The sequence below is a fragment of the Verrucomicrobiia bacterium genome (assembly GCA_036405135.1).
GTDB lineage: Bacteria > Verrucomicrobiota > Verrucomicrobiia > Limisphaerales > JAEYXS01 > JAEYXS01.
In genome coordinates this window covers 1-23,471 of record DASWYF010000019.1, presented here as the reverse complement: position 1 = coordinate 23,471, position 23,471 = coordinate 1, and the positions used below count along the sequence as shown (strand labels likewise).

General features: G+C 56.1%; 21 protein-coding genes. 14 read left to right on the top strand and 7 right to left on the bottom strand.

Annotation, left to right across the window (positions count from 1 at the left end; all coding sequences use genetic code 11):
• Nucleotides 1-39: 39 nt before the first annotated feature.
• The gene (locus VGH19_08355) at nucleotides 40-789 is read right to left on the bottom strand and encodes a tetratricopeptide repeat protein (GenBank protein ID HEY1171363.1); all 750 of its coding nucleotides are present in this window, start codon (nucleotides 787-789) and stop codon (nucleotides 40-42) included.
• A 1,398-nt stretch (nucleotides 790-2,187) separates the two neighbouring features.
• Here VGH19_08355 and VGH19_08350 point away from each other — a divergent pair.
• The 6 genes from VGH19_08350 to VGH19_08325 all read left to right on the top strand — a co-directional run bounded on the left by VGH19_08350 (nucleotide 2,188) and on the right by VGH19_08325 (nucleotide 4,676).
• On the top strand, nucleotides 2,188-2,457 hold the full coding sequence (locus VGH19_08350) for a hypothetical protein (GenBank protein ID HEY1171362.1): 270 nt from the start codon (nucleotides 2,188-2,190) through the stop codon (nucleotides 2,455-2,457).
• Nucleotides 2,458-2,464: 7 nt separating this feature from the next.
• Nucleotides 2,465-2,800 carry a hypothetical protein gene (locus VGH19_08345; protein HEY1171361.1) on the top strand — a complete coding sequence of 112 codons (336 nt, stop codon included), beginning with the start codon at nucleotides 2,465-2,467 and terminating at the stop codon, nucleotides 2,798-2,800.
• 201 nt (nucleotides 2,801-3,001) lie between these two features.
• Nucleotides 3,002-3,409, top strand: a complete 408-nt coding sequence (locus VGH19_08340; GenBank protein ID HEY1171360.1) for a hypothetical protein — start codon at nucleotides 3,002-3,004, stop codon at nucleotides 3,407-3,409.
• A 152-nt stretch (nucleotides 3,410-3,561) separates the two neighbouring features.
• A complete protein-coding gene (locus VGH19_08335) occupies nucleotides 3,562-3,951 on the top strand; it encodes a hypothetical protein (protein HEY1171359.1) in 390 nt (129 codons plus the stop codon).
• 195 nt (nucleotides 3,952-4,146) lie between these two features.
• Nucleotides 4,147-4,359 (top strand): hypothetical protein, encoded by a 213-nt coding sequence (locus VGH19_08330; protein ID HEY1171358.1) that lies wholly within the window; start codon nucleotides 4,147-4,149, stop codon nucleotides 4,357-4,359.
• Nucleotides 4,360-4,388: 29 nt separating this feature from the next.
• On the top strand, nucleotides 4,389-4,676 hold the full coding sequence (locus VGH19_08325; protein HEY1171357.1) for a hypothetical protein: 288 nt from the start codon (nucleotides 4,389-4,391) through the stop codon (nucleotides 4,674-4,676).
• Between the two features lie 129 nt (nucleotides 4,677-4,805).
• On the opposite strand, the gene VGH19_08320 is transcribed toward VGH19_08325, so the two are convergent.
• Nucleotides 4,806-5,978, bottom strand: coding sequence for a deoxyguanosinetriphosphate triphosphohydrolase (locus VGH19_08320; protein ID HEY1171356.1), 1,173 nt, complete (start codon nucleotides 5,976-5,978; stop codon nucleotides 4,806-4,808).
• Between the two features lie 227 nt (nucleotides 5,979-6,205).
• The gene (locus tag VGH19_08315; protein HEY1171355.1) at nucleotides 6,206-7,435 is read right to left on the bottom strand and encodes a 4-hydroxy-3-methylbut-2-enyl diphosphate reductase; all 1,230 of its coding nucleotides are present in this window, start codon (nucleotides 7,433-7,435) and stop codon (nucleotides 6,206-6,208) included.
• Nucleotides 7,436-7,647: 212 nt separating this feature from the next.
• Here VGH19_08315 and VGH19_08310 point away from each other — a divergent pair, with 212 nt between their 5' ends.
• Nucleotides 7,648-9,135, top strand: coding sequence for a sulfatase (locus tag VGH19_08310; protein HEY1171354.1), 1,488 nt, complete (start codon nucleotides 7,648-7,650; stop codon nucleotides 9,133-9,135).
• Nucleotides 9,136-9,211: 76 nt separating this feature from the next.
• Here VGH19_08310 and VGH19_08305 read toward each other — a convergent pair whose 3' ends face one another.
• Nucleotides 9,212-10,009, bottom strand: a complete 798-nt coding sequence (locus VGH19_08305) for a TIGR00266 family protein (protein ID HEY1171353.1) — start codon at nucleotides 10,007-10,009, stop codon at nucleotides 9,212-9,214.
• Nucleotides 10,010-10,107: 98 nt separating this feature from the next.
• Between VGH19_08305 and VGH19_08300 the strand changes: the two genes are divergently transcribed.
• From VGH19_08300 to VGH19_08280, 5 genes are all read left to right on the top strand, one after another.
• Complete coding sequence (locus VGH19_08300; protein HEY1171352.1) at nucleotides 10,108-10,536, top strand: GNAT family N-acetyltransferase; 429 nt, start codon at nucleotides 10,108-10,110, stop codon at nucleotides 10,534-10,536.
• A gap of 74 nt (nucleotides 10,537-10,610) precedes the next feature.
• Nucleotides 10,611-11,960 (top strand): cation:proton antiporter, encoded by a 1,350-nt coding sequence (locus VGH19_08295; protein ID HEY1171351.1) that lies wholly within the window; start codon nucleotides 10,611-10,613, stop codon nucleotides 11,958-11,960.
• Nucleotides 11,961-12,028: 68 nt separating this feature from the next.
• Entirely contained in the window at nucleotides 12,029-12,964 is a 936-nt protein-coding gene (locus VGH19_08290) for an amidohydrolase family protein (GenBank protein HEY1171350.1), read from the top strand.
• A gap of 156 nt (nucleotides 12,965-13,120) precedes the next feature.
• The gene (locus tag VGH19_08285) at nucleotides 13,121-13,924 is read left to right on the top strand and encodes an aspartyl/asparaginyl beta-hydroxylase domain-containing protein (GenBank protein HEY1171349.1); all 804 of its coding nucleotides are present in this window, start codon (nucleotides 13,121-13,123) and stop codon (nucleotides 13,922-13,924) included.
• Nucleotides 13,925-14,012: 88 nt separating this feature from the next.
• Entirely contained in the window at nucleotides 14,013-14,609 is a 597-nt protein-coding gene (locus VGH19_08280; protein ID HEY1171348.1) for a superoxide dismutase family protein, read from the top strand.
• 70 nt (nucleotides 14,610-14,679) lie between these two features.
• On the opposite strand, the gene VGH19_08275 is transcribed toward VGH19_08280, so the two are convergent.
• Complete coding sequence (locus VGH19_08275) at nucleotides 14,680-15,612, bottom strand: ThuA domain-containing protein (protein HEY1171347.1); 933 nt, start codon at nucleotides 15,610-15,612, stop codon at nucleotides 14,680-14,682.
• Nucleotides 15,613-15,764: 152 nt separating this feature from the next.
• Between VGH19_08275 and VGH19_08270 the strand changes: the two genes are divergently transcribed.
• Nucleotides 15,765-18,920: a PSD1 and planctomycete cytochrome C domain-containing protein gene (locus tag VGH19_08270; protein HEY1171346.1), complete on the top strand. Its 3,156-nt coding sequence runs from the start codon at nucleotides 15,765-15,767 to the stop codon at nucleotides 18,918-18,920.
• 4 nt (nucleotides 18,921-18,924) lie between these two features.
• Nucleotides 18,925-20,376, top strand: coding sequence for a DUF1501 domain-containing protein (locus tag VGH19_08265; GenBank protein ID HEY1171345.1), 1,452 nt, complete (start codon nucleotides 18,925-18,927; stop codon nucleotides 20,374-20,376).
• A 129-nt stretch (nucleotides 20,377-20,505) separates the two neighbouring features.
• Here the strand turns inward: VGH19_08265 and VGH19_08260 are convergent, their stop codons facing one another.
• Nucleotides 20,506-21,657, bottom strand: coding sequence for a cytochrome P450 (locus tag VGH19_08260; GenBank protein ID HEY1171344.1), 1,152 nt, complete (start codon nucleotides 21,655-21,657; stop codon nucleotides 20,506-20,508).
• Nucleotides 21,658-21,905: 248 nt separating this feature from the next.
• A complete protein-coding gene (locus VGH19_08255) occupies nucleotides 21,906-23,258 on the bottom strand; it encodes a Gfo/Idh/MocA family oxidoreductase (GenBank protein HEY1171343.1) in 1,353 nt (450 codons plus the stop codon).
• Between the last annotated feature and the right edge of the window lie 213 nt (nucleotides 23,259-23,471).

The window sequence follows — 23,471 nt, the reverse complement described above, 5'->3', positions numbered from 1 at the left end:
AATGGATTCGCTGCAATGTGCCCGCGATTCGTGGAAGATTCAAACCTTCGCCAGCAGTTTCTTCGCCTGCCGCATCCACACCTTGTCACGCTTCCTTTGGAAACTCGGCGCATGCACATCCTCATCCAGCGCCTCGCGCAGCAGATTCCGCGCATCCGTCGCCCGGTTCGTTTGGATGTAGAGCTCCGCGAGCTGCACCTTCGCCCGTGCGTAGCCATTCTGCTGCAACACCTGCTCGAACTCCCTTACCGCCTCCGTCACTCGACCAAGCCCCACATACGTCTCCGCCAGCGCCATCCGCGTATGCGAGAAGTCATGCTTCGGCACCTCTCGACAAACCCCCTCTAACAGCGGCAACGCCTCTGCAGGACGTTTCAATCGCAACAAACACTGCCCATAATGCGCCCGCGTATCCACATCCGTCGCATCCCGCTCCATCGCCGCCTTGTAACACGCCTCGGCCTTGTCCAGTTTGCCTTGCTGGAAATAGATGTCACCCAGTTGCGAGTGATGCGATGCGTTATCCAGATGATGGATCTTCGCCTGCAGTTCCTTGATATGCTTCCGATTGTAAGCCCCCGGAAACTCAAAGCCCTTGCTCAAGCTGCTGTTCCCATCCCGATACACCATGAAGAAGTAGAGGACCGTATTGATCGGCGGAAAAAGGAAAAGAAACACCACCCACATCCACTCCTTCCGCTCAACGGCATCCACCATCATCACCAGCCAAAAGATGAAGAACAGAGCGCCACCCAACCCTACAAACGCTGTCTCAAAGATGAATGCCATAACCCATTGGATATCCACCCCCAGCCAACCGCACCCCGCTCCAACTTGCAACGCCGAAACGCCCCCACCCTATAGCCGCCGACATTAGTCGGCGCTAACTCTCCAAGGTAACGCGGCGCGTTTTACCCCGGCGTGATTGGGAGGCCGAACATCCTTCCTCCTAGCCGTGGTCGTAAGACCACGCTAACCAAACTTGAGGCTCAGACCCGCCAATAGCACAAACATGGAAACCCAAGCGCTTCCGCTAAACGCCCTCTTCATAACTCATACTTCATAATTCATACATTCCCCGAAGTAGCTTTCTGCTTGGTTTGCTCCGCCCGGCAACCCGATCAAGGCATCCTGTGCTACGGCACTCTAGCCTCCGGCCTCAACCTCCCAAACCCAACCCTCGCCAGCCACTCCAACGCCAATAATCGTGCTCGTCCTTCGTCCTCGTCGTCGTCCTCGATTCTTTAAAATCAGGATTCTGACGGCCAAAACGCCCACGATATCCAAAGAAAAGGAGAGGCAAATAGCTTCCGCGCCCCGTTTTCATTCAGACTGAAAACTGAACACTGAAAACTTTCCAACTCCATCCTTCGGATGGCTAGGAACTATGTCAAAGAGCAATGAAACCACCCGACCCCTGTGAGCTATCGATTTCTCCCCCTCTACGATTGAGAGTTCAAATTAAGCATGCGTCTGAAACCCGGCTGGTTCCGCAGTGAGTACGATGGATCAAACTTCAACTTGGAAGTCGAACTTCGACCCTCAGGATTCCCCGGCCCCATTCTCGACCGGCGTCCCTTTCCCCCTCCAGCTTACGAGCCCCAATCCACACGCCCGATACACCCACAGATCCTGCCAGAGACCGGTAGGGCGAGAGTCCTCTCGAGCCCAAACTCTTTTCGTCAAGGCTCACCCGAAGGTTCTCACCCGCACCCATCATCTGATGATGACCCCATAAGGAATTGCCAAACGATCCCAACGAATCACTCAGCGGGGATTTCAGCCTTCCGTGTCCCTAACCCGAAACTCGAAACTAGGAACCAGAAACTTGGCCTTCGGCCCTTCCTTTACCGACAACGAGTTGTCAGCCATCCCACTATCTATCACACGCAGCACTCAAACCACCGAAATCTGTTATCCCACAGCGACATTTCTCCCAACCCATTCAATGAAAGGAAAATCCAATCGAAGATTTCCCCGTTTTCACCCAAAAACCAAATCACCGACACCATCAAAAATTTACTAAGTAAACAAATAAGCCCGGTTTACTCCATAAGGCCTATTTCTGTTTTCCAAAATAAGCCTGTAGGTGCAACCTGCTTGAACCTGCCATATCCTTCCAATACACTCATTTCCACAAGAGCAAGCACACCCCTTATTTTCCACCCAGAGAAAATTCACCCATCCATGAAACGCCTTTCCCGTCGCAGCAAAGTCATCGCCCTCACGCTCACCCTGCTCATCCTCGGCGCCTTCTTCCGCTGGGAAACAAAAAAGATCGTTGAGGCTGATACCGGCAAGCTCATCACCCAACGCGAAGGCATCGCCTTTCCTTGGCAACTCTGCGGACCACGCACCTATCACGGCACCACCCGCATCAACTTCCACGTCCGCCAATGGCTCTGCTACGGCCTCATCCGCCTCGAAGCCACCGGCCAAACTACCGCCCATATCTGAGCTGCCTATGAAAAATATCGAATGGAGCCTGCTCATTCCCATTATCGCCGTAATCTTAGCCTTGGTGCTGGCGTATTTCTCTCAGCCCAAAGCTTCGCGAGAAATTGGAAAGCTGGTTTGGACTCCAGAATATTACACAGGCATGCTGGGCGGCGTTGGCATCGGCATTCTTTTGGCACCCGCCTTCATACCGCCCGAGAAGCGAGTAGGCAGCCTGCTCGCCGTTGGTATTGCCTTCGCCTGCATCTTTGCCGCCTCCTTTATCCGGGACAATTTTCTCAACCGTAAAGCACGCCTTGATCCTCAGCCTGATAACACCTCGCAGCACAATCACCCTGCCTGAGCAAACACTTCAAAGCAGAACCTTATGATACAACATAATCGCACACAGTATGGTAAGGATGACTTCCACGTCGTCCCAAACTAAACCTAAGCGCCTTCGCCAATCAGCAGCAGTGACATGGAAATCCTTCCGCACACATCAAACCTACATTCAACACCAAGCCCTGTAGAGGCACCCCATTCGCAGACTTTTTCCAAAACCATGACCCGAGTGAAAAAAACCGCACTCATCGCCCTTCCGCTGCTACTGCTCGTCTTCATCGCCTTCACTCTGCTCCGCTCCACCACTCCCGAATCCCGCTTCCGCTCCCGGTTCACCGACCTCTCCACCGGCATCCCAGAATACCAAAGCCTGACCTCCTTCACTCAACCCGCCGATGCCATCCAAGGCGATCACTTCACTGCCGAACTTATCCAGACCGAGTCACAACTCCACCAATTCGCCACCGCTCTCGGCACCACCCCGCAAACCATCCTCTCCACCAACGGCACCTCCGTAAAAGCAGATTCAGCTCTCAACCCAAAACACCCGTGGATACTCCACCTCCGCGCCACCCCTTCCACCCAGAACTACAAAGTCCACATCGAAGGACGCCAACCCTATGACTAGCCCCTCGCTCCCAGCCCGTAGGGCAAAAGAAAATAGCCCAGCGATTCATCGCTGGGAAAAACAAGAACACCGCCCAAGTCCCGTCAGGGACGATAGAAACTCAAAACACATTGGCTTCTATTTTTAAACCGTAACGATTAACAACCTCTCCCATGAACCCCGCAAAGACCTATCACCGAAAAGGAGAACCCGGCGGACCAAGTTGCCCGGTGGGAATCTTGCCCATCACCATCAAGAACAGTCACGGTGAGCTGGTTACCGCCGAACTGCTTGATGCCGGCCCAGAAGCATCCGAGATGGAATTATTGCGAACTATCGCTTCCCGAATGGGCGTGCGTTGGGGCCACGATGAATTCGGCTGGTGGGCAGTGGTCTGCGGCCATGACTTTCCAAGTTGGGCCGTCTGGCGACAAGACGACTCCGGCGTCAAATATTTGATCGAAGCCAACCTCACCGAAGACCGGGCTAGAGCACTAGTCGCAGACTTTGAATCAAAAGGTCATAAACAGGTTTACTGGTATAGCAACGAAAGAACCACCTGAATCTAACGCAGCCACCTGGAAAACACCATTGTCATCCATTTTCAGGGCCAAAGGCCCGCCCGATTACAGCCTGGGGTAAGCCCGCCCCCAGCGGGCGCAGCCCCAGGTAATTGCCCCTCAAAGAGCAAGCCCTGTAGGGGCGGCTCATTCTCCAATTTTCCCAAGCATTGAGTGAATCGCAGATAAACAAACACCATGATTGACCTACATATTCCCTCTATCGAAGCAATCTCAGCCGAAGGCGCCGTGGTCATAATCAAATGGGATGGTGAACGCACGAGCAAGAGATGCACCGTTCTGATCACTCATCATCGCACGAACTATGCACGGCGTCAGGACACTGATGATCTTTCCACAGCGCTGCAACTTGCCCTCACCGACTATCGCACGCATCATCCGCTAACCTAAGTCGTTGATCTGTGACTGATCCGCCAACCATGAACCACCTTAAAAGATACCAGCCCTGGCACGGACTCATCTCCCTCATATGGCTTTACAGCATCTTCGGCGTCCTTACTTTGCTTGCACGGCTGAAAGTGAACTTCCTTGAAATCCCTATTCTACTGATTTTCCTGCTCTACTTCGTCGGTTGGTTGGGTATCGGCCTGCTGCTGGCCACCAGCGGAGTGAAGACCGGACATCCGTTCAGCCAGACCTGCGCCCTGCTCTCGCTGCTCTCCATCTGGATTTTCGCCGAGACGTTCATCTTACCTGCTGTGAGATAATCGGACACTGGACGCTTTCCTCTGTTCCCTGTTCAAAAACCTTCTTTCATTCGTTTGACCCCATTCGGCTGAAAACTCCCCTTTTTGCGCCTTTTGCGCTTTTTTGCGGCCATTTCCCTTTTTCCACACTCACCCTTTGATCGCCCCAAACACCCCCTGCGATCCAAACACCCGCGCGTGCTCGATCTGCACATACCTATCCGTCATCCCCGCCAGGTAGTCACACACCGTCCGGTGCCACCCCAATTTCCGTGCCCGCTTGCGCGCCTGCGCACCGATCTGGTCGTGGTTCTTCAAGTAATGATGGAACATGTCCTCCAACATCTTCACCGCCCGCAGGTTCGGTCCATGCACCACCGGATTGTAATAAAGATTCTCGTAAAGATACTCGCGCAACTCGATGTTCAGCGCCCGTCGCTTGTCGCTGTAACTCACCAGCGCGTGCTCCTGCAATCGCACCTCATCCGCTGACTTCACACCCGCTTCCGCGATCAGTTTCTCCGTCGTCGTCACCACATCCCGCACCTGCCCATCGATGATGCAACGGATTGTGAAATAGCGCTGCCGTTCATCATCCAGATCGCCGTAAAGCTTGTGCACTTCCTTCGCGGCTTGCGCCCAGATGCGCACTTCCTTCTTCAGCTTCTTGTCATCCAGCAGACACGCCTCCAGCCCGTCATCCAGGTCATGGCTGTAATACGTGATCTCATCCGCCAGATTCGCCACCTGCGCCTCCAGTGAGGACGACTTCGCGTCGAACCCCTTGCGTTTGCTCGGATGATCGTAGCTCGTGTAGTGCTTCACCAATCCCTCCCGCACCTCCCACGAAAGATTCAGCCCTGGAAAACCCGGATACTTCTGCTCCAGCTCCTCCACGATGCGCAAACTGTGCCGATTATGCTCAAACCCGCCGTGATCTTTCATCAAGCGGTTCAGCGCATCCTCACCCTTATGCCCGAACGGTGAATGCCCCAGGTCATGCGCCAGCGCGATGGTCTCCGCGAGGTCTTCATTGATGCGCAACGCCCGCGCGATGTTCCGGCTGATCGCCGCCACTTCCATCGTATGCGTCAGCCGCGTACGATAATGATCCCCCTGCCCATTCAGAAAAACCTGCGTCTTGTATTCGAGACGACGAAACGCGCGCGAATGGATCACACGATCGCGATCCCGCTGATACTGTGTGCGATACTCCGGCGGAGATTCCTTATACTTGCGCCCGCGGCTGTCAGCAGAGAATTGCGCGTAAGGTGCCAGCACCAGTTTCTCGCGCTTTTCCAGATCCTGAAGGCTGCAAGCCATAATATCCCCTAAATGCTATTCTGCGGTTGAAAAACCCATCGCTCACAAACCGCCGAAGCGCAATCCTCCTTCTCCCCTCGGAGGGGAGAAGGATTGAGGATGAGGGGTGCCAGCTTCGAGAGAGTAAATGCATCACCAAGCAGGCACCCCTCACTCCGGCCCTCTCCCCTGCGAGGGGCGAGGGAGAAAACTGCTGAAGTCATACTCATGACAATTCAGAACGAATCCTAAGGCGCCAACAACTGCTGCACGGACACCCCCTTGAACTCGCACAGACGGCGGATCGTGTCCTCGATCAAGTTGTTCGGGCACGAAGCACCGGCCGTGATGCCCACCGTGATCTCGCCATCCGGCAGCCAGTTCTTCGTCTCCACTTCCTTGTTGATGTGCTGGTCCCAATGGCTGATGAGCGCAGTCGATTCCATCTTCGCCGCATTCTTGATGAAATACGTCGGCAACACCTTCTCACCCATCTCTGCCAGATGCGACGTGTTCGAGGAATTGTAACCGCCCACCACGATGAGCAAATTCATCTGCTCCTTCAACATGCGCTGCAACGCATCTTGGCGATCCTGCGTAGCACCACAAATGGTATCGAAGAACCGGAAATGCTGGCCGAGATTGTTCGTGCCATACTTCTTCTCGATGGCCGCGCGGATGCGACGCTGCACCTCTTCCGTCTCACCACGGAGCATCGTCGTCTGGTTCGCCACACCCACCGTCTTCAAATGCTCTTCCGGATTGAACCCCGGTGAATACGCGCCCTTGAACTTCTCCAGAAACTCTTCCTTGCTGCCGCCATTGAGGATGTAGTTGCAGACGTAATCCGTCTCCTCCAGCGTGAACACCACTAGGTAATGCCCCGTGCCGTAAGCCGTCGCCTGGGAGGTCGTCGCCTTCGTCTCCTCGTGCTTCGCCTTGCCATGGATGATGCTCGTCACGGCTTCCTTCGAATACTGCCGCACGCGCTTCCACACGCTCATCACGTCACCGCAGGTCGTGTCCACGATCTGGCAGCCCTTCGCGATGATCTTGTTCCGTGTCACCACTTCCGTGCCGAACGCCGGGATGATCACCACATCTTCCGCTGAGAGTAAGGCCAGATCCTCATCCGTCGGATGCGGCGAGATGGACTTGATGCCCATGTTCCGGATCTGGTCGTTCACCTCCGGGTTATGGATGATCTCGCCCAGCAAATAGATGTTCTTCGGCTCCGGGAAAACCTTGCGCGCCGCATAGGCCAGATCGATCGCGCGCTCCACGCCGTAACAAAAGCCGAACTCCTTCGCCAGCTTGATGGTCAGCTTGCCGGGAGCGGACAGCACGCCGCCATTGGCGCGGATGCGGTCCACCAATTCACTACGGTAATGCGTGATGACCTGCGCTTGAACGGCCTCCATCACATCGGGGCGTCGCAGGTTTATTTTCGCGGGAGCTGCTGGAGCTTGCGTCGACATATCAGGAAACAGTGTAACACCCCCACGCGTGACGTCCAGCGCAGGAAAATTTTAAAGAAAAACCAGCCATTCCCCCACCGGAACTAACCCTCAAATAATCAATGAGTTCGGAAAATAGGACCAGGCCCGCTCGTTCACATCACAAATCGCTCCTTGCTCCTCCCTCATACTGTACTCTTCCCCTTGCCCGGCCATTCCGCTACTCTCCCGGCATGAAATCCCTCCTGGCACTCGGCATCGCCGTCGTTTGCGCCTTCAGCTTTTCCCTCCAGACGCATGGGGCTGAAGCCAAAAAATACAATGTCCTCTTCTTCGCCGTCGATGATCTGCGCCCGGAGTTCGGCGCGTATGACAGCAAGATCGTGAAGAGCCCGAACCTCGATGCCCTCGCCGCCAAGGGAATTACCTTCCAACGCGCCTACTGCCAGCAAGCCGTTTGCTCACCGTCCCGCTCCAGCCTCCTCACTGGCACGCGCCCGGACACCACCAAGGTCTGGGACCTCGAGACCCATTTCCGCAAAGCCATCCCCGATACCATCACCCTGCCGCAACACTTCAAGAACAACGGCTACTTCGTGCAAGGCATGGGCAAGCTCTACCACGGGGGCTTCGATGACGCCCCTTCATGGTCCACACCCTGGACGAACCCAAAAGCCAAAGGTTACGGCTTGCAGGAAAACATAGACATGGTCGCGCGTAAAGCCGCCGAGGCCAAAAAGGCGGGCAAGAAAGGCAAAGCCGCCAGCCGCTCCGCGCGCGGTCCGGCCTTTGAAGCCGCCGATGTCCCGGACAACACCTTCCACGATGGCGCGCTCGCCGACATGGCCGTGGCCGCTTTGCGCGAATTGAAGGACAAGAAAGAACCCTTCTGGCTCGGCGTCGGCTTCATCCGTCCGCACCTCCCCTTCGTCGCCCCCAAGAAGTATTGGGACCTGTATGACCCCAAGCAGATCGAGCTGGCCAAGGTGACCACCAGGCCCAAGGGCGCACCCGACTACGCCGTGCAACCCGGCGGCGAGATGCGCGCTTACGACGGCATCCCGAACGGCCACGTGCCCGATGACCTCGCCCGCCAGTTGAAGCACGGATACTACGCTTCCATCAGTTACATGGACGCCCAGGTGGGCAAAGTCATTGCAGAACTCGAACGCCTTGGCCTGCGTGATGACACCATCATCGTCCTCTGGGGTGATCACGGCTGGAAACTGGGCGAATACGATGCCTGGTGCAAACACTCCAACGTGGAACTGGACACGAACGCCCCGCTCCTCATCTCCGTCCCCGGCCAGAAATCCGCCGGCCAGAGGACCAAGGCACTCGTGGAATTCGTGGACATCTATCCCTCGCTCGCCGAGCTGTGTGGCCTGCCCTTGCCCAAACATCTCGAAGGCACCAGCTTCGCCCCGCTCATCAAAGACCCGAACCAAAAATGGAAACCCGCCGCCTTCAGCCAGTATCCGCGCGCGGTATCCGGCCAGCAGCTCATGGGTTACTCCATGCGCACGGACCGTTACCGCTTCACCCGCTGGGTAGGCCGCCAGGACCACTCCAAGCTCGATGCCGTGGAACTTTACGACCTCCAGACTGACCCGCTCGCCACCGTGAACATCGCCAACGAACCGAAGAACGCCAAACTCGTCGGCGAACTCACCGAACAATGGAAGAAAGGCTGGCAGGCGGCGCAGTTGAAAGGGAAGTAACAATCATCGCTTTTTAAAAAAGCAGACGGCCTGTGCGCTGAAAAACGCACCGGCCGTTTTGCTTTCCTGAATTGACCTAGTTATCCCCATCCAGCAACCCACCCAGACCACCGAGCACGGACCCCTCGCCCACGCCACGTCCACCCGCACGCGGTGCCGAGGCGATGATGCGGTCCGCCAAGCGGCTGAACGGCAACGATTGCAACCACACACGGCCTGGCCCCTGCAGTGTGGCAAAGAACAGCCCTTCCCCGCCGAAGAACGCCGTTTTCACGCCGCCAACGAACTGGATGTCGAAATCTACCGTCGGCTGGAAGGCCACGACACAACCGGTGTCCACGCGCAAGGTTTCGCCCGGCTTCAGATCACGTTGATAGAGCGTGCCACCCGCATGGATGAAGGCCCAGCCATCACCCTGCAAGCGCTGCATGATGAAGCCTTCACCACCGAACAGGCCGGTGCCGATCTTCTTGTTGAAAGCGATGCCCACGCTCACGCCCTTCGCCGCACAGAGAAAGGAATCCTTCTGGCTGATGAGTTCACCACCCACTTCGCTCAGCTTCACCGGCATGATCTTGCCGGGATAAGGCGCACCGAAGGCCATCTTCTTCTTCCCCTGCCCTTGATTCTGGAAAACCGTCATGAAGAGCGATTCGCCCGTGAGCAGACGCTTGCCTGCGCCCAGCAAGGAGCCCAGGAACCCTTTATTCTGCTGCGAGCCATCACCGAAGATGGTTTCCATGGCGATGCCGTCCTCCATGTACATCATGCCGCCCGCTTCAGCCACCACGGCTTCCTGCGGGTCCAGCTCCACCTCCACAAACTGCATGTCATCTCCGTAAATCCGATAATCGATTTCGTGCATCGCGTTCATAAATCTTTAATCTCTTTTTCGTTTTGGCGAACTATTGGACTACTGGGAAACAGAAATGTTCACTAGTGGAAAGCGCGCCTGAAATTATAACCGCCCTTATGAAACCCACCATCCGCGTCATGACCATGGACGACTTCGACGCCGTGCTGGCTCTCTGGCAGAGCACCGAGGGCGTGGGGTTGAATGAGATGGATTCACGGGAGAATATTTCACGCTTTCTTGTCCGGAATGACGGTCTGAGTTTTGTTGTCCTCGATGAATCAGGAAATATCATCGGTGCGATGCTGGGAGGCACGGATGGACGGCGCGGTTACCTGCATCATCTGGCCGTGGCGAAAGATTACCGGGGTCAAGGACTGGGGCGCCAATTGGTGGAAACTTGTCTGAAAGCATTAAAGGCACAGGGCATCAAACGTTGCAGCATCTTCGTCTATGCGAACAATGTTGCCGGGCAAAGTTTCTGGAAACACCTCGGCTGGAGCGCTTGCCCTGAACTGCTCATCATGCGGAAACAGACGGGCGCGTAGTATTCTACTCCATTGGCTCCTGTAGCAAACCGGGATTACCCTAGCATGGCGGGTTCCATACCGGACCCGGCGGCATGAAATTCGAGCTATGGTATCTGGTGATGGGTGCACTGCTGGTGGCGATCGCTCTGGTCAGTTCCGTGGTGAAGCGTCTGCCGCTCACCACCACCATGCTCTATCTGGGTGTGGGTATCTTACTTGGCCCGATGGTGGCTGGCGTGGCGAAGGTCGATCCTTTTGAGGACGTTGGCTGGCTGGAGCGCGTGGCCGAGTTTGGTGTCCTTGTTTCTCTCTTCACTGCGGGATTGAAGCTGCGCGTGCCATTGCGCTTCAAAGAATGGAGCGTCCCTCTCCGCCTCGCCTTCCTCTCCATGGTGCTGACTGTAGGCATGGTCACCATGGCGGGCGTGTGGTGGTTGGGTTTGCCTTTGGGCGCTGCCGTCTTGCTCGGTGCCATCCTGGCTCCGACTGATCCTGTGCTCGCCTCGGAAGTTCAATTGGAGAGCGCCGCCGATCGTGACCGCCTTCGCTTCAGCCTGACGGGCGAAGCAAGCTTGAATGACGGCACTGCGTTTCCCTTTGTCATGCTTGGTCTTGGATTGCTCGGCCTGCATGAACTCGGCGATGGCGGCTGGAAGTGGATAGCCGTCGATGTGCTTTGGTCGGTGATCGGGGGGCTGGGCATTGGAGCAATTTTAGGAGCAGGCGTTGGCCAGCTTGTTCTGTATTTCCGCCAAAAGCATCGCGAGAGTTTTGGGTTGGATGAATTTCTCACGTTGGGCTTGATCGGGCTTTCCTATGGATTGGCGTTGTTAGCGCATACGTATGGATTCCTTGCTGTGTTCGCGGCTGGCTTGGCCCTGCGTCACGTAGAGCGCAAGCACACAGGTGATGAGCCGCCAGATGTCGTCGCTATCGCTGCGCTGGGGAAGAAGGAAGAAATCGCCACTCATCCAAAGAAAAGTGCCGCTTACCTCGCTGAGGCCGTGTTGGGATTCAATGAACAGATCGAGCGCATACTCGAAGTCGCCCTTGTACTCATCGTAGGTCTGATGCTCGCACCAGCATTCCTTGATCTGAATCATCTGCTCTTCGTTCCCTTTCTGCTGCTCGTTGTGCGTCCGCTGTCTGTTTGGTTGGGCTTATTGGGCTGTCGTGTAGAAAGAGAACAACGGCTCATGCTTTCCTGGTTCGGCATACGCGGCATCGGTTCGCTGTTTTATCTGTTCTTCATCATTCGCAAAGAAGTCCCGGCAGAGATCGCCAGCAATCTGCTTTCAGTGACGTTGTGGTGTATCGCCACCTCCGTCGTCGTACATGGCATCTCTGTCACCTCGCTCATGAAGTGGTATCGCTCGCGCGTGCGCTATGATGATGAAAAAGGCTCGCGGAGAAAATTAGCTCCAGCGCATTCAGGCAGATAGATTGGGCGTTGCCGTCGGTCCAGTGAACTGGCACAACACTTCGCAGCAAACCCTATTCACTAGATGCCATGCAGATGAATCGTCGCGAGTTTCTGGCCAGCACAGCCGTTGCCGCTGTCGCACTGAACACAGCTTCCCCACTGTTCGCTGCGGATAAGCCGCTGGAGATCATCGATACCCATACGCATTTCTATGACCCCACACGCCCGCAAGGCGTTCCATGGCCGCCGAAGAACGATGCCTTGCTATATCGCAAAGTGATGCCAGCGGATTACCGCGCACAGAAAGTCGCGCAGCCTGTCACGGCCACAGTCGTGGTAGAAGCCAGCGCCTGGGCCGAGGACAACCAGTTCATTTTGGATTTAGCCAAGGACGACAAATTCATCATCGGTCTTTCAGGCAATCTGAAACCCACTGATCCCGATTTCGCAAAGAACCTGAAACGTTTTGTTGCGGATAAAAAGTTTCGCGGCATCCGTGTGAACGGACGCGTCTTGGCTGAGAACCTACAAAACGACGCTTTCATCGCCGATCTGAAACGACTGGCGGATGCCGATCTGGAAATGGATGTGAATGGTCCGCCTGATACGTTGCCAGCGATCGCTGAGATCGCGCGCAAGCTGCCTACGCTGCGCATCGTCATCAATCACCTCTCGAACATCCGTATCGATGGCAAGACTGTGGATGCGACATGGCAGAAGAACATGGAAGCTTGCGGCAAGGTGAAGCATATCCATGCAAAGATTTCCGGTTTGGTGGAAGGCACCGGCATGAAGGATGGCAAAGCACCCGCGGATGCCGCCTTTTACAAGCCGCAACTTGATGCGATGTGGCAGGCGTTTGGCAGCGACAAGTTGATCTATGGAAGCAATTGGCCAGTGAGCGAGAGGTTTGCCTCGTTGGCAACCGTGCAACAAATCGTCCACGATTATTTTATTACCAAGGGCCAAAAAGCTCTCACCGCTGTCATGGGCGGCAATGCGCGGGCCGTTTACAAGGTCTGATTGATCTGCCTATCCGTCGGCAAAAAGCAAAAATCTTCGGCAAGACCGAAAACCTGTGTTACAATCGGATGACTTTGGGATTGCCAAAGCAGCCCAAGTGCGGTGTGTATTCTTTTGCACCCCAAGAAAGGGTTGGACAGGGACAGAACGACTACTATGGACCAGACTTTGACTGCCAGCACACCTGTCGCCAAAACGGCGATGAATTTTCATGACCGCACCATCCGGCTTAACCCACCGAAGAATTGGACCAGCAAGGTGGGGCGCAAGGTGTTTGACTGGTTGGAACGGCGGGTCGCCGGTGTGTCCGTCCATCCCGATCTGCATGTCTATGACAGCAAGACGTTCCCGTGGGCGGCGGAGGTGGAAGCGGATTGGAAACTGGTGCGCGCCGAACTCGATCAGGTGATGAAGTTCCGCGACCAGATGCCGAGTTTTCAAGACATTCTCAAGGAAGTCTCGCTCATCCAAACAGATGACCAGTGGAAGACGTTTTTCCTCATGGGCATCGGCATGGATTGCTCGGAGAACGCGAAGCGTTGTCCGGAGACGATGAAGGTGCTGCAGAAGATTCCCGGCGTGAAGACGGCGTTCTTCTCCATCCTATCACCGAAGAAACATATCCCGGCACATCGTGGTGCGTTTAATGGTGTGTTGCGCCTGCACCTCGCCCTGCTAGTGCCGGAACCGCGCGAGCAGGTGCGTATCCGCATCGGCAATGACATCTATAACTGGACGGAGGGCAAGACGCTGATCTTTGACGACACGTATAACCACGAGGTGTGGAATGACACGGATGGTTATCGCGTGGTGCTCTTCGTGGACTTCGCGCGCCCGCTGAAATCGCCGTGGAACAAAATGCTGGAAGGCATCTTGAACATGGCCTCCCTTGCCCCCTTCCTGCGTGAAGCGGGCATGAAGCAGAAGAAGTGGGAAAAAAAGATGGGCGAGAAGAAATAGAAGCAGTTTGCACGCACTCGCATTTTGTTTCGGGCAAAGGGTTTGCTTCGTGCAAAAAGCGTGTTATCCATTTACGCATACCTGAATTATGAAAGTTCCGAAAATTGCTGTTTCTCTTTTGGCGCTGCCCTTGGCTGCGTTTGTGACTGGCTGCTCCACCACGGATGATCATGGCCATGGCGCTGCTGCGGCTCATGCCAATGCCTTCGCGAATATCACGCAAGCGGTGGCGACGATGAATCCGACCGATGGCAACAAGGCCAAGGGCACCGTGAAATTTACCCAGACGGGCAACAAGGTGAAGATCGTGGCGACGATCGAAGGATTGAACCCGAATCAAAAGCACGCCATCCACATCCATGAAGCGGGGGATGTGAGCTCCAAGGACGGCATGGCAACGGGCGGTCACTACAATCCGGAAGGTCATCCTCATGCGCATCCGCACGCAGCACAACGTCACGCGGGTGACTTGGGTAACTTGCAGGCGGATGCCAAGGGCAATGCCACGCTGGAACTCGAAGTGGACAACATCTCTATCGCGGGTCTGAAGAATCCAATCGTGGGGCGTGCGGTGATCATCCACGCGAAGGAAGATGATGGCGGCCAGCCGGTAGGCAATGCCGGTGCGCGTATCAGCCAAGGTGCGATCGGTTTAGTGAAACCGGCGGCTCCGGCGGCGAAGTAAGTTTTTAAGTATCCACGAAAAAGCCCGTTGCTTGTGAGAGCAACGGGCTTTTTGTTTTGTAGCGTAAAAATTACTTCTTCTCAACTGGTGCCGCAGCAGGTTTCTTCGGCGTTTTCGGATCGAGGTTTTGCATCAGCTCTTCATCTGTCACTTTGGATTCCACGCCGTCTTTCGGCACGCTCACTTTGGATACCCACAGGATCGCATTCAACACGAGCTTGCGTTGGTCATCGTTTTTCCAGCCGAGGTGGTTGTGGCCGCCGGTGAAGCCGAAGCCGCGTCCACCATTCGGACGTTCATAAGCCCAAGCGACGTGTTGCGGTTCTTTGTTTGCCACGGCTTTACGCACGTCTGGATTACCGCTGTGATGACCATCGGGACGGCTCATAGTGCTTTCCGGCGGGATGGCGGAGAGGATGGGCGTGACGCCTTTCATGCCTTCCGTGAAGCGCATGTGAAAATACCATTCGTCATTCGTTTTGAAGGGGTTCACACCGTTGGCAATCGAATGCTTTGGAAAGGTTTTGAAATCGCCATCCCAGTGCGGGTTCACGGACCAGTTGACCTCGAACGCGCCACCGATCCATTCGAGGAATTCCTTTTGACCTTTCTGCAATGTAGGTTCCACGGCGTAATGAATGCAGGCTAGCCCCGCGCCCTTATCCATGAGTTTGCCGAGGACTTGCAGGCGGTCGCCGGGCATCACGGGATGACCACCACCGCCATCGCTGTAAATCACGATGCCCGAGGCGCCTTCGAGTGCGGAGTGGTCGTCTACGGTCCTGTCCCCTTCCACTTTTGAAGGCCAGCCATTGCTGTAAACCACGGTGGTGATGCCGGGCGTGTTTGCCAGGCATTTTTGCAGGAGCAAGGAGCCAGCGCGATGTTCATGAGCGAGCGGACCGTGGCTGATCTTACCCGCGATGAAGATGATTTTCTTATCCGCAGCCTCAGTGTGGAAGGCCAAGGAGAATAGCGCCAATGCGAGAAACAGTTTTTTCATGCGACAGGATTTCAATCTTTGTGCCGTCATTCAGAGAAAAAGGAAAGCGGCAATGAAGGCGAATAGAGCAGAAACTGCGTTCGTCCAAATTGACCGAAATCAGCATGATTGACGCTTTCCAACGCTCGCAACGTAAGGCTAAATTACCAGCCATGTCCCCTGTCTTGTTGCGTCGCGCATTGAGCGTCTCGGCTGCCAGCGCCTTTTTATGGGCTTTGGCGGTGCCAGATGTGTCTGCGGCGACTGCGCAGAAGCCGGCAAAGGGCGCGCTGACATTTGAGAAGGACGTGCGGCCTATTCTGAAGGCTCAATGTTTCGAGTGTCATGGTGAGGGGGAGAAACTGAAGGGTGGTATCGATCTGCGTTTGCGTCGCACATTACTGCAAGGTGGTGAATCGGGTCCGGGTATCGTCCTCAATCAACCGGCGAAAAGTCATCTGGTGGAGTTGATCCGTGCGGGTGAGATGCCGCCGCGGGATAAAAAGCTCACCCCGGCCGAGATCGCGATCATCGAGCAATGGATCGCGAGTGGTGCCAAGGTGGAGCGTGAGGAGCCTGCTTCCCTGCCCGTTGGCACGATGGAAATCACCGACCGGGAACGTGCACACTGGTCCTTCAAACCGATTCAACAGGCACCGGTACCTGAAACCAAAACGCGTGATCGTGCTCGGACGCCGGTAGATGCGTTTCTGGTAGCTGCACAAAAGGAGCGAAAGCTGAGTTTCTCGCCGGATGCCAGCAAGCTTTCGCTGATACGTCGCGCTTATCTGGATCTCACTGGTTTGCCGCCATCGCCGGAAGAGGTGGAGAAGTTCGTGAATGATACGGCACCGGATGCTTATGAAAAGTTAATCGAGAGCTTGCTTGAATCGAAGCATTACGGGGAGCGTTGGGGACGGCACTGGCTGGATATCGCGGGGTATGCGGATTCCGATGGTTACACGGATGTGGATACGGTGCGGCCGTATGCTTACAAGTATCGTGACTATGTCATCCGTTCTTTCAACGAGGACAAGCCGTTCAGTCAATTCCTGATGGAGCAACTGGCAGGTGATGAACTGGCCGGGACGCCTTATCCGAATTTCGCGCCGGACAAATTGGACAAGCTCATCGCTACTGGTTTTCTACGCATGGGTGCGGACGGCACGGCGACAGGTGGCATTGATCAGGACTTGGCACGGAATCAGGTGATCACGGATACGATCAAAATTGTGTCTACGTCTGTACTCGGTCTCTCAGTGGGATGCGCGCAATGCCACGATCATCGCTATGATCCGGTGACGCAGGAGGATTACTACCGGATGCGGGCAATCTTCGAGCCGGGTTACGATTGGAAGCAGTGGCGCAATCCGAACCAGCGTCTCGTGTCTCTCTACACTGCTGAAGACAAGGCAAAGGCGGCGGAGGTGGAGAAAGAGGCGCAGGCACTTGTGACGGAGCGCGATGCGAAGCAGAAGACTTATATCGAAGAGGCGTTGGTAAAAGAGTTGGAGAAATTCCCGGAAGAGAAACGGAAAGAGTTGCGTGCCGCAATCGATACGCCTGCGGCCAAGCGCACGGAGGAGCAGAAGCAACTGCTCAAGAGCAATCCCAGCGTGAATATCTCGCCGGGTGTACTCTATCAATACAACCAGAAGGCGGCGGATGAGATCAAAGCGTACGAGCCGAAGATCGCAGCGATTCGCGCGAAGAAGCCGGTGGAGGATTTCATCCAGCCGATGACGGAAGTGCCGGGAAAGATTCCGGTGACGTATCTGTTCCATCGCGGAGAACACGCGCAGCCGAAGCAGGCGATCAAGCCCGGGGAGCTGGGCATCCTTCGTCCTGCAACTGGCTACACGGAAATTCCCGAGAAGAATGCGGCGTTACCGACGACAGGCCGAAGGCTCGCTTATGCGCAATGGCTGACCAGTGATCAGCACCCACTCGTTGCGCGCGTATTCGTGAATCGTGTCTGGCTGCATCACTTCGGTCGCGGACTGGTGAACACACCGGCGGACTTTGGGTTCACAGGCGAGAAGCCATCGCATCCGGAACTGCTTGATTGGCTGGCGGCGGAGTTCCGCAAACAGAATTGGAGCGTGAAGTGGTTGCACCGGACGATCATGACTTCCACGGCGTATCGGCAATCTTCAGCGCGTGATGCGAAGAAGGCGGTGATCGATCCGGATAACCGGCTGTATTGGCGCAAGCCGGTGATGCGATTGGATGCGGAAGCATTGCGAGACAGCGTGCTGGCTGCGAGCGGTGTCTTGAACCCCAAGATGTTCGGCGCACCGGTGCCGGTGAAAGAAGATGCGGTGGGGCAAATCGTGGTAGGTATCGATAGCAAGGCGGAATCGAATACGCCGGGCAAGGATATCGCCATCGGCGATGAGGAATATCGGCGCAGTGTGTATATCCAGGTGCGACGGAGCCGCCCGTTGGCGATGCTGAATGTGTTCGATGCGCCAGTGATGGTGGTAAACTGCGAGCGGCGTAATTCTTCCACGGTGGCACCGCAATCGCTGATGCTGATGAACAGCGACTTCATTCTCAAGCAGGCGGGTTTGTTCGTCGATCGGCTTAAGCGGGAAGCGGGGAATGATCCGGTGAAGCAGATCGAGCAAGCGTGGCGGATCGCATTTGGGCGCAGTCCCTCGGCGGAGGAGAAGCAGATGGCGAGCGGCTTGCTCACGGGCCAGGCGGCGGAAGTGGAGCGGCGCAATGTGGAGGATCATCCGTGGCAGTATGGGTATGGTGCTTATGATGCGACGAACCGCGTGTTAAAGAATTTCACACCTTTCACGCAATGGACTGGAAATGCGTGGCAAGGCGGGAAGAAATTGCCGGATGAAAAGATCGGCTGGGCGTTTCTGAACTCAGGTGGCGGTCATCCGGGGACGGCTGTGTTCTCGCCGGTGCGGCGGTGGGTTTCGCCAGTGGATGGAACTATCATGGTCAGCGGCGGTTTGGGACATAGTTCAGCAGCAGGCGATGGTGTGCGGGCGTGGGTCTTGCACAGTCGCCTGGGGCCGCAAGGTGAATGGATCGCGCATAACCGTCATACGGAGACAACGGTGGCGCGCATCGAGGTGAAACGCGGCGACGTCTTGGACTTTGGTGTGGATTGTCAGCGGGATGAAAATTCCGATTCGTTCAACTGGGCGCCTACGATTGAACTTTTGAATCCAAATAAAGCGGCACGGGAGTGGTCAGCGCAGGCGGATTTCGCCGGACCATTTCAACCGGCACAGGCAGAGCGGCGCGCTTTAACGAGTCTTTGCCAGGCGTTGCTGAGCGCGAATGAATTCCTGTATATCGACTAAAGTCATGAACCCATTTGAGCAATACAGCCGCCGTCGTTTTCTGGCCCGGAACGCCATGGGCATCGGTGGGGTCGCGCTGGCGTGGATGATGCAGCAGGAACGTCTGCTCGGCGCGCCGGAAAAGGTCATCGGCAATCGTGCGAGCTTCGACCTGAAACCGCGTCAGCCAGATTTTCCGCCGCAGGCGAAGGCGATGATCTCGCTGTTCATGCATGGAGGGCCAAGTCACATGGACTTGCTCGATCCGAAGCCGGAACTGACGAAGCGCAGCGGTGAAGATTATTCGGGTGAGGTGACGTTCAGCTTCGTGAATCGCGCGAGCAAGAAATTGCTGGGCAGTCCGTGGCAGTTCAAGAAATGCGGGCAAAGCGGCACGGAGGTTTCGGAGTTGCTGCCGCATTTTTCGGAGATCGTGGATGATGCGTGCGTGATCCGGTCCATGCACACGGACATCAATGGGCACGAGCCTTCCATCTGGTCGATGAATACGGGTCGTGCGCAGCCGGGGCGGCCGGCGTTGGGTTCGTGGCTCACGTATGGTTTGGGCTCGGTGAGCCAAGATTTGCCTGCGTATCTGGTGCTGACTGATCCGGGTGGCTTGCCGGTGGATGGCGTGCGCAACTGGTCCAATGGCTGGATGCCACCGATCTATCAAGGCACGGTGGTGCGTCCGACGGAGCCGCGCATCTTGAATTTAGATCCACCAGCGGAGTTGAAGGGTTCGTTGCAGGATCAGAATCTGGCATTCCTCGAGAACCTCAACCGGTTGCATCTGAAGAAGCATCCGGGTGAAGCGGATCTGGAAGCACGTATCGCGAGTTATGAACTGGCGGCGCGGATGCAGACAGCGGCTAAGGAAGCACTCGATTTTTCAGGCGAAAGTGCGGCAACCAAAAAGCTTTATGGCCTGGATAACCCTGTGACGCGGGAGTATGGCACGCGGTGTTTGCTGGCACGGCGATTGATCGAACGTGGCGTGCGTTTTGTGCAGCTCTTCATCGCGGGACAGATCTGGGATAATCACGAGAGCATCCAGAAGAATCTCGTCTCGTGCTGCCAGAAGACGGACCAGCCATCGGTGGCGCTGGTGAAGGATTTGAAGGCGCGTGGGTTGCTCGACACGACCATTGTGCATTGGGGTGGTGAGATCGGGCGTCTGCCGGTGACTGAGAATCACGGTGCGGCAGATAAGGCGGGGCGCGATCACAACGGCCAAGGATTCTCTACGTGGCTGGCGGGCGGTGGCATCAAAGGTGGTACTGTTTACGGAGCCACGGATGAGTTTGGGCACAAGGCGGTCGTGGATAAGGTCAGCCCGCAGGATTATCACGCCACCCTGCTCCATCTTTTCGGATTGGATCATCAGAAGATGATCTTCCACAGCAATGGGCAGGAGCAGAAGATCACTGATAACAAGCCGTGCCGCGTGGTGAAGGAGATTTTGAAGCGGGCGTGAAGGTGATGATGCATTATTGAACCAAAGATGGTTCGAAAGTTTCGTGATACGACTCACTCCTCACCCCGGCCCTCTCCTCATTGAGAGGAGAGGGAGAAGAACACGCTGGGCTCGCATGTGCCTCAAACTTCACACATCTGCTCTCGGTGTTAATTTTACGGTTAGTGAGTCGTAGCCGAGTGTGCGGTCGTAGGCGGGTTCGTGTTCTACGCGTTCTTTGGCGCAGAGGATGGTGATGCGGTCCAGTTTTTGCGCGCAGAGACGAAGGAGTGTGCGCAGGATCAAGCGGGCGTGCGGTGCGCCGAGGCAGAGGTGTTCACCGAAGCCGAAGGTCAGGTGTGGGTTGGGCTTACGATCCAAGCGGATCTCATGCGGTTTATCAAAGGCGGCTTCATCGAAGTTTGCCGAAGCCCAACAAAGAGCGACGCGGCCATTCGGAGGCACGGTGACGCCTTTCACATTCGTTTCCTCAGGGCAAACGCGGCCGATGTGTGTGAGGGGCATGTAGACACGGAAGAACTCCTCGCTCGCGTGGGTCACGCGGCTGGGATCGGCGCGCAGGTATGCGAGGGCTTCGGGATGGGCGGCAAGATAACCAAGAGCACAGGAGATGGTGTGGATGATGGTATCGCGACCACCGGCGAAGGCGATGTTTGCGAAGCCGAGCATTTCTTCGCGCGTGAGCGGGCGGCCTTGGAAGGTGGCTTTGGTCAAGGCGCTGAAGAAATCGTCGCCGGGATTCGCGGTGGCGCGTTCGAATTGTTCGCGCAGGTATTTGTCCAAACCGGTTTCATTGGTCAAGCCACCACCGGCCACGCGGAATACGTGGACGCCCCAGCCGATCCATTTATCCGCTTCGGATTCGGGCACGTTCAAGAGATAGGTGAGTGCGCGAGATTGGAGCGGGAGCGCGAAGTCTTTGATGACTTCGAAGGAATCTTTCTGCAGCGCTTGCGTGAGCAACTCGCTCATCATCGCTTCCACACGGGCGATGAAGGCGGGGTCTTTAGGACGTTGGAAGAATGGTTCGGCGATGGCGCGGTAATCGGAGTGTTCCGGCGGGTTCACTTCCAGCGGGAGCTGACGTACTTTGCGAACGGCTTCCTCGGATGGGATCGGCACGCGGAAGGGGGCATCTGAGCTGAAGGTCTTCCAGTCTTTCGCGGCGCTGCGGACATCGGCATGGCGCAGGATCATGGGCAGGTTCTCGCCTTGGAAGGGGCATTTCAAAACGCCGTCCTTCTGACGGGCTTCGCGAAAAGGATCGGATACTTCGCTCATGGGTTTGCTCGGTGGATGTTGGAACGGAGAGTGCCGGGAGTGAAGAGTTTGGTCAATGGGGTGACGCTGGTGGAGTGCGGCTTTCAAGCCGCCTAAATGTGAAAGTTATCACATGGCAATGGATACTTTTGAGAAATAGAAAACAGTTTCTTATCTCTATAGTCACAAACGTTTTCATGCACCCGGGTTGGAGGATGCTTAGGCGGCTTAAAAGCCGCGCTCCACCGAACATTTACCAGCGCTTACCGTTAAACCAAGCGCCAGCCTTTGCGGTATTCGCGGGTGATGAATTTGTCGGCTTCGGGCACGGACCAGTCGCGCATGGCGGCGGCGTCCCAGTGGAGTTTGCGACCGACGCGATAGGCGACATTGCCGAGATGGTTCGCCTCGGTGAGCCAACCCGCGTAATCGAAATTCGACAATGCTTTCGGGCCACCTTTGCAGGCATCGAGCCACTCGGCGTGATGGGTGGCGGGACTGGGGAACACTTGCGGCGGACGTTGGAAGCCTTCGAAATCCTTTTCAGGCAACAGCACATGTTTGCTGTAATCCGCCAGCAGCATGCCCTTGCTGCCGATGAACAGCACGCCGTTCTGCCATTGCGGAATCTTGTTCTCCTTCCAGATCGCGGGCTTGTCCTCGCCTTGATACCACATGCATTTCACAGGTGGCATACCACCACGGGCACCGTATTCATAGGCCACGGTGAGCGAGGCGGGAGCGATCTCGGGATGCGCGGTCTCCGGGTGGAATGCTTCGACAGTGAGAGGGGCTTGGAGTTTCAGCGCCCAGAAGGCGAAGTCGTTCCAGTGCGAGCCGAGATCGCTCATGGTGCCATTGCCGAAATCCCACCAGCGATACCACTTCGGCCCCGGGAAATAGACTTCGTGATAAGGGCGATCTTGGGCAGGGCCGAGCCAGAGTTCCCAGTTCAATCCTTTCGGCAGATCCATCGTCTCACGTGGACGATCGGTCACATACACGCGATCCTGATTTTTCTCGGACGCCTCTTTGCTCTGCAAACCCCACGCGCGCGAGACCCACGTATGCGATTCTGTAACCGGCCCGATGGCGCCCGCATGGATCAGCTCTACCACGCGACGCATATTCGGTGAGGAATGCATCTGATTGCCCATCTGCGTGGCCACGCCTGCTTTGGCAGCGGTTTCGCGGACCAAGCGTGCTTCCCAGATGTTGTGCGTGAGCGGTTTCTCGCAATAGACATGTTTGCCAGCCTTCAATGTCATCATCGTGGCGAGAGCGTGCGTGTGCTCACACGTCGCGACGGTCACGGCATCGAATTCTTTGGCGTGATCGAAGAGCTTGCGGAAGTCATCGATCTTGCGGGCGTTGGGATATTGCTTAGCAGCGGAGTCCAAGTTCACCTCGTTCACATCGCACAAGGCTACGATGTTTTCACCCGCACAGCCCGCGATGCTGGCGCGACCGCGTCCACCCGCGCCGATGATGGCGATGTTCAGTTTGCTGTTGAGATTCTGTCCGCGGACGAAGGCTGGCGCGGCGATGAGGGCGGAGGTGGCGGCAGCAAGCGTGGTCTTGGCGAAGGTGCGGCGGGAGATGCCGGAGGACGGGGAGTTCATACGAAGGAGTGTGAAGCAAATGGAGGGAGGCGGTCAATGGTGGGGAGAGGAGGTGGAGCGAGTTTGTTTCCGTTAGAGCGTTTTAAATAAAACTGTAGCCTTTTCTGAGGGTGGAAGGTAAGAGGAAGAGGTGAAGACGATTTCGTTGGATTTGCGGGAGCGGATACTTGTGGCTTATGACGCTGGCGAAGGTTCCCGTGAAGCGGTGGCGCA

What these genes read in the sequence shown, in the direction of transcription:
- VGH19_08310 (HEY1171354.1), top strand. Translation starts at nt 7,648, where the DNA reads ATGAAATCCCTCCTGGCACTCGGCATCGCCGTCGTTTGCGCCTTCAGC.
- VGH19_08330 (HEY1171358.1), top strand. Translation starts at nt 4,147, where the DNA reads ATGATTGACCTACATATTCCCTCTATCGAAGCAATCTCAGCCGAAGGC.
- VGH19_08320 (HEY1171356.1), bottom strand. Translation starts at nt 5,978, where the DNA reads ATGGCTTGCAGCCTTCAGGATCTGGAAAAGCGCGAGAAACTGGTGCTG.
- VGH19_08355 (HEY1171363.1), bottom strand. Translation starts at nt 789, where the DNA reads ATGGCATTCATCTTTGAGACAGCGTTTGTAGGGTTGGGTGGCGCTCTG.
- VGH19_08325 (HEY1171357.1), top strand. Translation starts at nt 4,389, where the DNA reads ATGAACCACCTTAAAAGATACCAGCCCTGGCACGGACTCATCTCCCTC.
- VGH19_08270 (HEY1171346.1), top strand. Translation starts at nt 15,765, where the DNA reads ATGTCCCCTGTCTTGTTGCGTCGCGCATTGAGCGTCTCGGCTGCCAGC.
- VGH19_08345 (HEY1171361.1), top strand. Translation starts at nt 2,465, where the DNA reads ATGAAAAATATCGAATGGAGCCTGCTCATTCCCATTATCGCCGTAATC.
- VGH19_08305 (HEY1171353.1), bottom strand. Translation starts at nt 10,009, where the DNA reads ATGAACGCGATGCACGAAATCGATTATCGGATTTACGGAGATGACATG.
- VGH19_08280 (HEY1171348.1), top strand. Translation starts at nt 14,013, where the DNA reads ATGAAAGTTCCGAAAATTGCTGTTTCTCTTTTGGCGCTGCCCTTGGCT.
- VGH19_08285 (HEY1171349.1), top strand. Translation starts at nt 13,121, where the DNA reads ATGGACCAGACTTTGACTGCCAGCACACCTGTCGCCAAAACGGCGATG.
- VGH19_08275 (HEY1171347.1), bottom strand. Translation starts at nt 15,612, where the DNA reads ATGAAAAAACTGTTTCTCGCATTGGCGCTATTCTCCTTGGCCTTCCAC.
- VGH19_08260 (HEY1171344.1), bottom strand. Translation starts at nt 21,657, where the DNA reads ATGAGCGAAGTATCCGATCCTTTTCGCGAAGCCCGTCAGAAGGACGGC.
- VGH19_08255 (HEY1171343.1), bottom strand. Translation starts at nt 23,258, where the DNA reads ATGAACTCCCCGTCCTCCGGCATCTCCCGCCGCACCTTCGCCAAGACC.
- VGH19_08295 (HEY1171351.1), top strand. Translation starts at nt 10,611, where the DNA reads ATGAAATTCGAGCTATGGTATCTGGTGATGGGTGCACTGCTGGTGGCG.
- VGH19_08340 (HEY1171360.1), top strand. Translation starts at nt 3,002, where the DNA reads ATGACCCGAGTGAAAAAAACCGCACTCATCGCCCTTCCGCTGCTACTG.
- VGH19_08350 (HEY1171362.1), top strand. Translation starts at nt 2,188, where the DNA reads ATGAAACGCCTTTCCCGTCGCAGCAAAGTCATCGCCCTCACGCTCACC.
- VGH19_08315 (HEY1171355.1), bottom strand. Translation starts at nt 7,435, where the DNA reads ATGTCGACGCAAGCTCCAGCAGCTCCCGCGAAAATAAACCTGCGACGC.
- VGH19_08335 (HEY1171359.1), top strand. Translation starts at nt 3,562, where the DNA reads ATGAACCCCGCAAAGACCTATCACCGAAAAGGAGAACCCGGCGGACCA.
- VGH19_08300 (HEY1171352.1), top strand. Translation starts at nt 10,108, where the DNA reads ATGAAACCCACCATCCGCGTCATGACCATGGACGACTTCGACGCCGTG.
- VGH19_08290 (HEY1171350.1), top strand. Translation starts at nt 12,029, where the DNA reads ATGCAGATGAATCGTCGCGAGTTTCTGGCCAGCACAGCCGTTGCCGCT.
- VGH19_08265 (HEY1171345.1), top strand. Translation starts at nt 18,925, where the DNA reads ATGAACCCATTTGAGCAATACAGCCGCCGTCGTTTTCTGGCCCGGAAC.